This window comes from Waterburya sp. (genome assembly GCF_058530065.1).
The window spans coordinates 1-13,062 of record NZ_JBZNBU010000045.1; the positions used below are offsets into that span (position 1 = coordinate 1).

Genomic DNA, 13,062 nt, shown 5'->3' on the forward strand with positions numbered 1-13,062 from the left:
AAAGACGTGAGAGTTAATTGGAAAGAAGTAACCCAGTCTAGTTATAACGTTAAAGAAGGAGATTTGATTGCCATGCGGGGTAAAGGGAGGTTAGAAGTAGGAGAAGTTTCCCTAACTAAGAAGGAACGCTATCGGGTTAATTTAGTGCGTTACAAATAATCTCAGTTCGGGTTAAGCTACTGATTGATCGATCTAGTTATTAGTTATTAGTTATTAGTTAAAGCTTCCATTCTCGCTTGGGAATTGTTCGATAACTCAAGGCAAAGGTTTTAATACCGTAACGGCATAACATTCGGGAGATAAATAGCGACAAGCGATCGCTTGTAACTCTTCTGCTTGAAACTGACTGACAATTTGAGGATATAGGGCAGAATCGGCAGCCGTAGCAACAATGTTATAAAAACCATAAATACTGGCTAATTGGCTGGGGGTTTCTGTGGAGAAGATGTAGTCGTTGATTAGCTGTCTTTTTGCCCGCTCGATTTCTATGTCGGCAATAAGATGTTGTTGCAGTTTATTGAGGCGATCGCAAATTATGGTTTCGACCATTTCTAAGTTTTCTGTTGCCAACCAAGCATTGATCGCAAACATACTAGAATCTTTTTGCAGAGATAAGTTACAGTCAATGTCCATCACTAGCTGTCTTTCTTCTCGCAATTCTCTGATTAAACCCGAACTCCTGCCTCCAGCTAAAATTAAAGCAATTAAATCTAGAGCGATCGCATCCTGAAGATTTTGCGAACCAGGACATATCCATGCCATAAACAGACGGGCTTGTTGGATTCTGGGTAGGTGTAGTTCTTGTCGGCGAATATTAACGGCTGGAGGCTCTGCGATGACTGCAACAGGAGGACATTCAGAACGAATGCAAAAGTTACTAAAATGCTCGTTTACCAAATCCAAAGCTGATTCTGATTCCATTCCACCAACAATTGCCACCGTCATGTTTTCTGGTTGGTAGTGAGTGCGATGAAAACAGCGCATTTGGTTGGGAGTATGTTCGAGTAGTAATTCTTTTTCCCCTAAGATCGAACGTCGGTAGGGATGGTGTTGATAGGCATTTTGACACAAAGCCTGAAAACCCAAATAGTCTGGATCGTCATAACTAGAAGAGATTTCTTCCATCACAACTTCTCGCTCTTTAATAAACTCTTCATCGGGAATATTTGCCCGTAAGAGAATGTCTGCCAGGGCTGGTAAAGTGTCCTTAATGTGGGGTACGGCAGTAGTTAGATAAAAGTGAGCATAATCGTAGCTAGTTGCAGCGTTAGCTACTCCTCCAGTATTTTCAATCAGCCAATCAAATTCTCCCACCATGACATTAGGAGAACCTTTAAAAATCATATGTTCCAAAAAATGTGCCATTCCCGACCATTCTGAAGGTTCGGCGACTGCCCCAGCTTTGACCCAAATATCAGCTACTACCACAGGAGTTGCAGGGATGTAATGATGAATTACAGTCAATCCATTATCTAACTCAAAAGTTTGAGCGTTAAACTCAGCTTGGTAAAGAGATGGAAATATTTTTGGCATTAAATAGCTATAAAAAGACTAGACATAGCTAATCATACCCTGAAGAAAATGTCTCTCTGGTTACATTTTTAACAAAAAAACCACAAAAATGTCAAAAAAATTACCAAAATAGCCCACCGCCGCGCCGTTTTACCTAAGTTTATGACCTGGGAATCCAGGGTGGGAATTGGCCGCCTTCGTTTCCATTTCCGAGTACTAGCTCGGTATACTTCCACGAATACTGTTGCTACTCCCTCATAAATCAAGCATAGATCAATAAACTTGGAAGGTAGTCACCAACGCGGTAGTGGTACTCTATACATGATATCCAGTTTTAAAAATTTCGCAAGAGGGTTCACTGAAGGCAGAAGGCAGAAAGCAGAAGGTATGGAGATAATAATTGTGAAATTACTTCTATAGTCGGAAGTAAGAGTGCAAGAATCGGGCTAGAATTTTAGGTCTATATGGTTTATTTATTTTTATTTTGACGATTAAATGGGTAAATTATTTTGCCTTTAAATTCCCACAATGACTACTATTAACGAGCCTCCCAACCAAGATCCAGAAAAGCCAAATCCTTTGAAAAGGTTGCTCGATCGCTTGAAGTCTTCCCCAAAAAAAATAGCTGGTGGGTTAATTGCGATCGCAGCTGTGGGTAGTTTGGGATATTGGGGGTTAGACTTTTTAGTCAAGAAGAAATTACCACCTTTTTTGGAAACACAAATTGGTAATTTTATCGATCGCCCTATCGATTTGGGAGAAGTTAAAGGTTTTTCTCTGTCAGGAATTAAATTTGGCAAGACGACAATTCCTCCTACGGCTACAGATCCCGATAAGGTGGCACTGGAAGGGGTTGAGGTAGGATTTAATATTTTTCCCGTTTTATTTCGGCGCGTTTTGCCTCTAGATGTTGCTTTAATTCAGCCCAGTCTTTATGTGGAACAAGAACAAAACGGAGAATGGTTAGATCTGGGGTTTTTAGCCAGCGATCCTAATCAAGAGAAAAAAGACCCCTTATTATATTTTGACGTTAATTTAGATGTCGATCGCGCCGATCTTACTGCCGTACCCTACCAACAAAATCCCCTAATTGCTACCGCTGATGGTACGGGTAGATTCAATCAAAAAGAAGAGTTGTTGGAATATAACTTAGAGGCGGGAATCGATCGCGCAATCGCTCAAATACAAGGCAATACGAACCTGGCGGCAGGTAGTACCGATACCAAGCTACTAGTTAAGGATCTGGCTTTAAAAGATGCGGCGACGCTTTTACCCTTGCCCGTAAAGATTGAGACGGGGGAACTTAATGCGGATTTGGATATTAATATTCCCTCTTGGGAAGAAATTACCGCTGCCAACCTGGAAGGGACGGTCAATCTAGACAATTTGACAGGAGAAGCGACGGATTTGGATGCGGAGATAACAGCCGAATCTAAGCTTGATTTTAACGGGCGCGGGGGCGATGTACGACAAACTCAAGCTAGTTTGGGAAATATTACCGCACAACTGGATGGACAAGTGCATTTAGATCGGGGTTACGATTTGAATGCCAATATTTTGCCCTTTCAGTTTGCTAGTTTGCCTTCTGCTTTAACAGAACAATTACCCGTACCCGTATCGGGAGAGTTGGAGGCACAGGTTAAATTACGGGGAGATATTAAACAACCCAAGTTGACGGGTAATATTAATAATACTCAGACAATAACTGTAGATAAGACTTCATTCGCTCGGGTAAATGCAGATTTTCGAGCAGATTTAGCAGAAGTCGCCTTAGAAAATGTGGAAATAAATCCCCTAGCAGGGGGCAACATTATTGCAGAAGGCAAGATTAAGACCAACATCGATCGCGCTTTAAAAAGGGATGCTAGAATCAGTGTCAATAATATGCCTTTGGCGTTTAGTTTCGAGGCGGATTTACCCAGCCAAGATTTAATTGACCCTTACTATCAGTTACCCGAAGAAGTAATTGTGGGCAAGCTGACTGCACAAGGAAAGGTTGAAGGTACGGTTAGCAATCCCCAAGCAATTGTTAACTGGGATTTGGCAAAAGCTAACCTCGCTAATTTAGCCAACCTGGAAGATATATCGGGCAAAGGTACGGCGGTTTACGCCAACAATAAACTCTTCCTAGAAGATACTAAAATTACCTACGGCGACGGAGAAGCAGATGTTACGGCAGAAGCAAATTTAGATACTCAAAAGTGGCAAAGTGCGATCGATGCCGAGTCTTTTAATCTGACTCCTTTTTTGAGCGAATTTAGTAATGCCAATCTCGATTTAGATCGCCCCGTGGCAGTAGAGACGGCGAAAATAGATCTTAACGGCGACTTAAATAACTTCGATCTGAATCAGATTCGAGGTATTGCCAATTTAGATCTTAATGTCGATGGTGGAGAAGTTGTGGTTGACAGTCAGTTTAATGATGGCAATGTCAACGCCCAAGTCGCGACTGAAAATATAGCGATCGATAATTTTGTCAGGAATCTCCCCGTAACAGCCAGTTTGGAATCGGGAACTGTTGTAGCTTCCGCAAGATTACCAGAATTATTAGAGTTTCCCAACCGACAGCAATTAAATAGTCTTCAAGCCGATGCCGATCTAGATCTCACTGTAGATGGAGAAACAGTAGCCGTAAACAGTCGAGTCAATTCGGGGGTGGTGACTGCCAATGCCAACACTAAGGTGATCGATTTAAACTCTATTGTCCCTAATTTACCCCTTCCTGCCCAAGTTAAATCTTCCCAGGTAACTGCTTCGGCAGAATTGTCAGAACTATTAGCTTTCGCCGAAAATCCCAATCTAAGTACGGTAGATGGTAGGGTAGATGCCGACTTAGAAGTAGCCGAAGGTACGGTAAATGCCGTGGCAAATCTCAATAACAATCAATGGCAAGCCAATATTAATGCCGACAATATTAGTTCTCAATTACTCTTAAATGAATTCGCCCCAGAAAACTTAAATTCTATTCCGACAGACAATATTAACGCCCAAGCAAACTTAACTGGGGATATCAAACCTTTAATTAATGGCGATCGCAATATTCCCGTTGCCATAAACAATTTGGCAGTTAATTCGGGAGAACAACAGCTTAACGCCCAAGGGGATTTAACTTTATCTGACATTACTAGTAATTTAGATCTAGCTCAAACTAACTTAGATGTTGCTGCTAATATCGATTTCGATCGCTTGCCTGTCAAAGAAGTTTTAGCTGCCACTACTGGAGATAATCAATTAATTGCCAACAGTGTAAACATAGAAGGCAAAGCTGAATTTAACGGGCAATTTAACGGTAAAAATCTGATTTCTGCCCCCACCAACCCCGAAAATATCGATTTAACGGGAAATTTGCGCTTACAAAACTTTGCTTTTAACGATATTGCCTTCGATCCTCAAATGCAGGGAGACGTAACCATAAAACCCGATGACCAAATTGGACTGAATTTAAGAGGGGAACGAGATGTTATTGCTGCTAATGCAGTACCCTGTCAAGAACCAGATTGCCAACTGCCCTATCTACCGACTAATTTAGAATTTCGTCAGGGAGAAGATACGGCAACCCCGATTGTGGCTACGGGAAATCGTCGGGGAGATAAATTTGCCTTAGATATCGATAACTTTCCCCTCGCACTACTTAACTTCGCCCCTGGAAAAGCAGCAGGAATAGATGGTGCTTTAGCTGGTAAAACGACAGGTAATGTCGAACTAGACTTTAATACCTTAGCCACCCAAGGAAATATTGCGATCGCCAATCCTGGGGTGGGATATATCACAGCCGACGAGTTAAATGCTGACTTTAATTACGATCCTGTTGGCAATACCGCAGAATTAACTAGTTCTTCCCTCGACTTGGGCGACAGTCAATATAATCTCAATGCCGCTTTAGATCTTGAGTCGGGTAAAATTGACGGCAAATTAAACATTCCCGAAGCTTATATTCAAGATATCTTAACCACTCTGCGCTGGTTTACTATCGAAGATATTACCAGACTCTTTAGCATTCCTGACTATGCCGAACCCGCAGCAGTTAAGCCCAAACCAGAAGTAGATGTAGTAGACCGCAGTATTGCCCGTCAACTCAATCGATTGCGCCAAATTAATCGACAAATTCAAGCTAACGCTGCCCAGAAAGAAAGGGGCAACATCCCCAACGAGCTAGACATTCAAGGGAAATATACGGGAGAAATTACGATTGGGGGAACAATTGAAACGCCCCAGGCGAATTTTGAAGTAACGGGGGATAATTGGCAATGGCAACCCACCGCAGCCTATCCTAATATAGTTCCACCTCTAGGATTGGTCATTGAAGAATCCCAACGCATCAATATTCCTCAATTATTGGTGAGAGGGGAGTTAACAGGAACGGAGGTAAACCTGGATAAAGCAGGATTGCAAGTACAAGATGCAGCCTTGTCTTTGTCGGGTAAACTTTCTCCCGAAAATTTTGAGACTAAATTTGCTGTTTCTAACTTAACTGTCGATAATATTGCTAACTTTGTCGAAATCCCCGTAGATCTGGCAGGGGAAATCAATACAGTCGGTACTTTCAAAGGAACGATCTCACAACCCAACTTAGAAGGAAAAATTGCTTTTAGCGATGGTGCGTTTAATGGCAATATACTACCCGCCAAAATAGCAGGAGATTATGACTACAATGGCAGGAAGCTGAGTTTTAATACTACTGCCCCCGATTCCATTCAAGTCGAGGCTGAAGTACCCTATCCCATCATTCCAGGCAAAAGCGATCGCATTTATACCAAAGTAGATTTAGACAGGGAAGCATTTATCTTTCTTAGTGCTTTAAGTCAAAACTATCTCAACTGGGTTGGAGGAGAAGGAGATGCCCAACTAGAAGCCAATGCCCGTATCGATTTATCTAGAGAGGGAATATTTTACGATCTCGATGCCGATGGGATAGTCAATCTAGAAGATGCTGCCGTCAGAATCGACACGCCATTTTTCTCAGAAGAATTTATTGGTACGGGTAAAATATCCCTGAAAAATCAAATAGTTAATGTAGAAACCCTAGATGGCACTTTTGCCGAAAAAGATCTTTTTATTACAGGAAAATTACCCATCCTCAAAACAGTTAAAAATTTAGACCAACCCCTCACCATCGATCTACCCGAAGGGGAAATTAATATTGACAGGCTTTATCAAGGGGGGGTGGAAGGAGAAGTCACCGTCACGGGGGCATCTCTAAAACCCGTAATTAGTGGCAGAATTAATTTAGAAGATGGCAAAGTATCTATTCCTCAAGCCGAAGAAGTACAAGAGGATGCGATTCAAATAGCCAAGAGTAAGGTTTCTCAAGCAATACCCCAATTAACTCCTTCAGGTAATTCTAAAGCCATTGCCAAAGCTAACAACAAAAAGCCTGCCAATACTAGTTCTTTTGTTACCACTCTCCAAGACTTAAAAATCAACCTCAAAGAATTTAGGCTGGAACAAACTCCCATTTATAAATTTCAACTAGACGGAGGTTTAACCCTCAACGGTACTGTTGACGAACCGAGAAATATCATTCCTCAAGGTACTTTAGTACTAACTGAGGCTAATGTCGATCTATTTAGTAATAATTTTGAGTTAGCCCGTAATTTGGAAAACACTATTGTCTTTACTCCCGAAGCAGGAATATTAAACCCAACTATCAACACTACTCTGAGAACTGACGTTGAAAATATACAAAATACAGACGAACTCAACGATCTTCGGGCGGTAGAATCCAATGCCAACGAAATCGACGATCCGATTACCAATATCGATCGCACCAATACCATCAGAATTAGTTTGGTGGTCAATGGAGAAGCCGAAGAAATCCTACCCAATTTAGCTCAAAGAAATCTCGACTGTAATATTCGCCCCAACGATGCCCCTCTAGTCGAAAACAGCAAATTTTATACCGAAGCAGAACTAAATCGATTGACAGCTTGTTTTAATGGCAGCAATCTAACTCAAACGGGCGATCGCAATTTAATCGATTCCCAAGCCGTCAGTTTAACCAGTACTCCATCTTTAGAACAGGGAGAAATTATTGCTTTATTAAGCGAGAGAATCTTTAATTCCGCTAGAGAACTTACTCAGGGGGGAGGAGGAGGCTTGAGTCAAGAAAGAATCTTCGATCTTGGAGTTAACAGATTTATTATCGATCCAGTGCTTGATTCTGCCCTCTCTCAAGTGGAAAATACTACAGTAGGCTTGGGTAAAAATGTGGGCTTAGATTACTTTACCGTTTATCCCGACGTTGAAGGAACTTACGAGATTAACAATCAATCATCTTTGCGTTTCGTTTACGACTACAATCTTTTAGCCAACGTCTCTGATTTCTTTGACGACGAAACAAGCAACAGCAATGAAATTCGAGTACTATATCAATTGAGTTTTTAGTTATTAGTTACTAGTTATTAGTTTAAAACGATAAAAGCTAAAAATGCTCAATGCTCAATGCTCAATACTCAATGTTAAATGTTGAATCTAAGATTAACTGTTTATACTCATAAAATTATCAAGTATTTAACTATTGTGGCAATTGTTTTTGCCTTAGTGAGTTTGGGGATTCAAATTTCTAAATATGGTTATGGCTATCGTGCCGACTGGATGAAATTGTTTAATTTAGATCGAGAATTAAACTTCCCTACTTGGTATTCTGCTTTAATGTTGGGTTTTTGTTCTCTATTGCTAAAAATTATTAGTGGAGGGAAAAAACAACAAAGCGATCGCTTTGCCAAAGATTGGCAGTTACTATCATTAATATTTTTCTTTTTGGCGCTCGACGAAGTATTGAGCATTCACGAAATATTGATTATTCCCGAAGTTAGCGAAGCATTAAATTTACCCTGGTTTCTTCATTCTATGTGGGTTATTCCTGGGACATTGTTTGTGCTTTGGTTTTTCCGTCGCTTTAGTAAATTTATTCGTCATTTATCCCCCAAAGATCTCAAACATTTTTTCTTAGCAGCCCTGTTTTATATTGGTGGCGCGTTACTAATGGAGATGGTGGGTAGTTACGTAGCCGAAGCTAAAGGACAGCAAAATTTAGTCTACGCTTTAATTGCCACTGCTGAAGAAATTATGGAAATGGCTGGCACTATTATTTTTATCTATGCTTTACTCGACTATTTGCGTCATTGGCTAGATAGACTTACCATACAAGTCGGGATTAAATAACTTCTAAAAAACACATTAAACAGAGTTTAAAAAAATAGATCGTTTGATTGTTCGTTAAGAAATAATTGCTTAAACTTGAAAAGTTTTAAGCAGATCCATATAACTCCAACTACTATGAACAATATTCCTCAATTCTTCAATAGCGATCGAGTAAAAGAAGTTTATCGCGTACCCTATCAACAAAGAGCTTCTGAAGCAGAAAATTGGGCGAGAAAACATAATATACAACCCGCAGCAGAAGATAAAAGAAAAGTAGGTTTACTATTAATAGACGTACAAAATACTTTTTGTATTCCAGAGTTTGAACTATTTGTGAATGGTGCGGTAGAAGATAATATCAGACTGTGCCAATTCATTTATCGTAATTTAGGAGTAATTACCGAAATTATTCCTACTATGGATAGTCATAGTGCGATGCAAATATTTCACCCTATTTTTTGGTTAAATGCAGCAGGAGAACATCCCACACCAGGAACTAATATTAGTTATGAAGAAGTAGAAGGAGGAAAGTGGCAAGTTAACCTAGAACTCGCTCCTAGTTTGACTAATGGAGATAGCGATCGCTTGAAAAGTCACGGATTATATTATGTTAAGAAATTAAGCGAAGATGGTAAATATCCCTTAACTATTTGGCCCTATCATTCTATGTTAGGAGGCATCGGTCACGCTTTGGTTTCCGCAGTAGAAGAAGCTGTATTTTTCCATAGTATTGCGAGAAAAAGTAAAACCAGTTTTGAATTAAAAGGGAGCAATCCTTTAACCGAAAATTACTCTGTATTGAGTCCCGAAGTGATCGATAGTGCAGACGGTCGAGCTATCGCCAGTAAAAATAATAACTTAATTCAAAAATTATTGGACTTTAATACTGTAATAATTGCAGGACAAGCCAAAAGTCATTGTGTTGCTTGGACGATTGAAAATCTGTTAACAGAAATTCAAAATATAGATCCTAATTTGGCTAAAAAAGTCTATATCCTCGAAGATTGTATGTCTCCTGTAGTTATTTCTCCAGAAATCGATTTTACCGAGTCTGCTAATAATATCTTTAAAAAATTTATTAGTTCGGGAATGAATGCGATCGAGTCAAATACTAACATATTTCTCAAGCAAAAATAGAAATAATTAAGACATAATTACTGCATTTTTTTCTGTTAGAGATATTTTCCGAGCTAAAAACTCTTAGTATTTTGTATTAAATTGAATTCATAATCGACTGACTATTAATAAACAGGTCAGATAATATGAAAATATTTAATAGCAACTATGGAAACTATTGAGTTAGGAACTCTGGAAGTAGATCTTCCCAATTCTCTGGAAAATATTGTATCCGAATTACCCACAGAATCTGATGATGGTACGATTAATGTCGGAGTTGTCCGAGATAACTTTGTTGCTTCTACTACTTATGAAAGAGGTAGCGAAAGAGATGCTTATCAATTTGAAATTGAGAATTCTGCTGCCTTCGATATAGAACTAGATAACTTAGAAGCTAATCTAAATTTATCAATTAATGACAGGGAAGGGAATACTCTTTATTCATCTTCAGCCCCAGGAAATGAGGCTGAATTTATCGCTGCGGATTTCACACCAGGAATATATACAGCCATAATTACTGGGGAAGCAGAAGCGGAAACCAACTACAGCTTAACTATTACCAAAACCGAAACTAGAGATATAGAGGAAGAAGATAGCGCGCCTCTTCTCAATCAAGGGGATATAGTGTATAAATTTTTAGAAACAGAAGCGCAAACTCAGTTTTATACTATTTCAGAAGTAGAGCGAGATTCAGTTATTGAGAATTTAGATAACTATGAATATCAGGGAGAATCTTTTGTTGGCGCGCCCAATTCTGAAGGAAATGATATCACTGGCATAGTACCTGTTTATCGTTTTTTTAATACTAGTACTGGGGTGCATTTATATACATCTTCAGAAGTCGAAAGAGATTTTGTCCAAGAAAATTTGGCTAACTATATTTCAGAAGGAATATCTTATTACGGTTATGAATCTCAGGTAGAAGATTCTGTTGGTTTATATCGTTTTTATAACTCCGATCTAGACGCTCATTTTTATACCCCTTCCCTAATAGAAAGAGATGAATTTCTCGCAGATCCAGCTTATCAACTTGAAGGAGGAGAAGATGGAATTGTTTTCTACGTTCAATCCGTGACGGGAATCTAGAACTTGGGTGCATAGCAACATTTTAAGCAAGAAAGATGGCGATCGCTTTTAATCTAGACAATGAATTAAAACATAAGTATTAATTTTGACTTTATCTATGATGTCTTCGATTTGAATAGATATCGGAAACAGATCGACATTAAAGCTATCTATTTCTTATCACCAAATAAAGTAATGTAATTAATAACTATTACGTCATAGCATAGATGAATTCTTCCAAATTTAGCTTAATATCATTTGTCCTTTCTAGCGTATTTATAGTTTTTAATCTTGGTTATCTTGCCAGAGAGCTAAAATTTTTTCCTTACCAGCTTTATGCCGAAGCAACAAAAGCATGGTCGCAAATTCGCGAAGAGCAATCTGAGGAACTTCCTTGGTTTTATAAGTATGCTCGAAAGCCAGCTAGCGATGTAATTAAAAATGTTAGTCAGGCTCAAGCAGGACTATCCTTAGTCACGGAGATTGCAGCCGAACGCAATATCTTGGCAAAAATAATCGATCTCAATGGCGATACGGTTCATCGGTGGGATATTGATTGGTTCGAGATCTGGTCTAACCCAGAACATTTACCTAAAAATTTAGTTCCCCAATCAAAACCAGGCACTAATATTCATGGTGCAACGGTTATGAAAAATGGCGATCTGGTTTTTAATTTTGAAAGCAAAGGTTTAGTTAGGATCGATCGCGATAGCAACGTCGTCTGGCGTTTGCCCTACCTAACTCATCACTCAGTTCACCAGCATGATGACGGCAACCTATGGGTATCGGGAACTAAGTATCAAACCACCAAAGTCGATCGACTGCCTAATTTAGTACCGCCATTTTATGAGGAAACAATCTTAGAAATTAATCCTCAAGGTGAAATTTTACGGGAGTGGTATGTAGCGGATATTCTGCGGAAAAATGGCTACCAGGGACTACTTTACTTGGGTAGTCTTAATAATGAGAATACCTTAATTCAGGGGGACGATCGCCTGTTAGGGAGAACCGATATCTTACACCTCAATGATGTTGAACCTTTCTCGACTAAGATGCAGCCTGGTTTCTTTCAGCCAGGAGATATCATGGTTTCTTTGCGTAATATTAATACGATTTTTGTATTTAATATTGACAGCGAAAAAATTAAGTTTATTTCTACAGGCAAGTTCGTACGACAACACGATCCTGATTTTATCGATGGGGATACGATCTCGATTTTTGATAATAATAATGCTAGCGAACCAAAGGGTAAAAGCAAAATTACCCTCATTTCAGCCCAGGATGACGAATATCAAGTATTCTTTGCTGGCAGCCAAGAGCAGAAATTTTTTACCACAGTGATGGGCAAACATCAATGGCAACCTAACGGTAATGTATTGATAACTGAATCCATGTCGGGCAGAGGTTTTGAAATAGATCCCCAGGGTCAAGTAGTTTGGGAATATATTAACTATGTCGAACCTGGAATTGTGGGCATTGTGTCAGAGGTGCAGCGTTTATCTCCAGAGTATACCGAACTATTTACTCCAGAAGAATAAAGTAATAGCAACTAAATTTTTATTACCTGAGTCCAAAATGAAATTAAAATTATCATTTGCTAATGTTGCTCTTGGCACACTGTTGTTAGTTATTTTTGTTCAGCAACCAGCGATGGCTTATGTCGGTCCTGGTACGGGAATTGCTGCTTTAGGAGCTTTGCTGGCAATTATTGTGGGAGTTGTAGCGGCTTTGTTTGGCTTTCTTTGGTATCCTATGAAGCGACTTTTAAAGAAGCGCAAGCAGGGGGCTGCTAGTCAAGAAGCCCAAGAAAAACAAGGAGAAAAAGTATGAGCCAATGGATTGGGGCGATGATTTTAGTGGTGGGATTTGCTTTCTCCCTTCAACTTTTAGGCGTGATTAACAAAAGTCGCAATGTAATTCGGATCGCCCTCCATTCTCTGAAAATTATTGGTTCTTCTCGCTTGAGAGACGAGCAGAAAGAGTACAAGCTGCAAAAAAACTCTCAAAGGTTATTTGGACTGTTTTTAATGCTGGCATTGGGGGGCGCGATCGCTTTTTTAATCCCCCTGGTAGTATTATGGTTGGGCGATCGCTTGGGACTGGTTTCCCTTGATGCTGTTTTGGCAACAACCGTTTCTCCAACGTTTATTATTGCTAGTACGATGGTAATAATCGTGCTACTTTATCTCAAGCCCAATCAGCAGAAAAATTTTGCTATTGCCCAGA

At 39.6% G+C, this 13,062-nt stretch carries 8 protein-coding genes, 1 other RNA gene and 1 pseudogene; 8 read left to right on the forward strand and 2 right to left on the reverse strand.

Features of this window, described 5'->3' with window-relative positions; all coding sequences use genetic code 11:
- A pseudogene (locus tag AC33VI_RS03045) lies at nucleotides 1-159 on the forward strand (photosystem II S4 domain protein); the annotation flags it as partial.
- 96 nt (nucleotides 160-255) lie between these two features.
- Here AC33VI_RS03045 and AC33VI_RS03050 read toward each other — a convergent pair.
- The gene (locus AC33VI_RS03050) at nucleotides 256-1,533 is read right to left on the reverse strand and encodes a M16 family metallopeptidase (protein WP_491780797.1); all 1,278 of its coding nucleotides are present in this window, start codon (nucleotides 1,531-1,533) and stop codon (nucleotides 256-258) included.
- 109 nt (nucleotides 1,534-1,642) lie between these two features.
- Nucleotides 1,643-1,826, reverse strand: a non-coding RNA gene (gene ssrS, locus AC33VI_RS03055) — 6S RNA.
- Nucleotides 1,827-2,040: 214 nt separating this feature from the next.
- On the opposite strand from ssrS, the gene AC33VI_RS03060 reads away from it, so the two are divergent.
- The 7 genes from AC33VI_RS03060 to AC33VI_RS03090 all read left to right on the forward strand — a co-directional run.
- The gene (locus tag AC33VI_RS03060) at nucleotides 2,041-7,896 is read left to right on the forward strand and encodes a translocation/assembly module TamB domain-containing protein (protein WP_491780798.1); all 5,856 of its coding nucleotides are present in this window, start codon (nucleotides 2,041-2,043) and stop codon (nucleotides 7,894-7,896) included.
- Between the two features lie 78 nt (nucleotides 7,897-7,974).
- A complete protein-coding gene (locus AC33VI_RS03065; RefSeq protein ID WP_491780799.1) occupies nucleotides 7,975-8,676 on the forward strand; it encodes a DUF8692 domain-containing protein in 702 nt (233 codons plus the stop codon).
- Between the two features lie 114 nt (nucleotides 8,677-8,790).
- Nucleotides 8,791-9,792 carry an isochorismatase gene (locus AC33VI_RS03070; protein WP_491780800.1) on the forward strand — a complete coding sequence of 334 codons (1,002 nt, stop codon included), beginning with the start codon at nucleotides 8,791-8,793 and terminating at the stop codon, nucleotides 9,790-9,792.
- A 147-nt stretch (nucleotides 9,793-9,939) separates the two neighbouring features.
- The gene (locus tag AC33VI_RS03075) at nucleotides 9,940-10,857 is read left to right on the forward strand and encodes a hypothetical protein (RefSeq protein WP_491780801.1); all 918 of its coding nucleotides are present in this window, start codon (nucleotides 9,940-9,942) and stop codon (nucleotides 10,855-10,857) included.
- Nucleotides 10,858-11,063: 206 nt separating this feature from the next.
- Entirely contained in the window at nucleotides 11,064-12,374 is a 1,311-nt protein-coding gene (locus tag AC33VI_RS03080) for an arylsulfotransferase family protein (protein WP_491780802.1), read from the forward strand.
- Between the two features lie 37 nt (nucleotides 12,375-12,411).
- Complete coding sequence (locus AC33VI_RS03085; RefSeq protein ID WP_491780803.1) at nucleotides 12,412-12,666, forward strand: hypothetical protein; 255 nt, start codon at nucleotides 12,412-12,414, stop codon at nucleotides 12,664-12,666.
- On the forward strand, nucleotides 12,663-13,062 hold a 400-nt coding region (locus AC33VI_RS03090), incomplete at its 3' end, for a hypothetical protein (protein WP_491780804.1). The genes AC33VI_RS03085 and AC33VI_RS03090, both read left to right, overlap by 4 nt.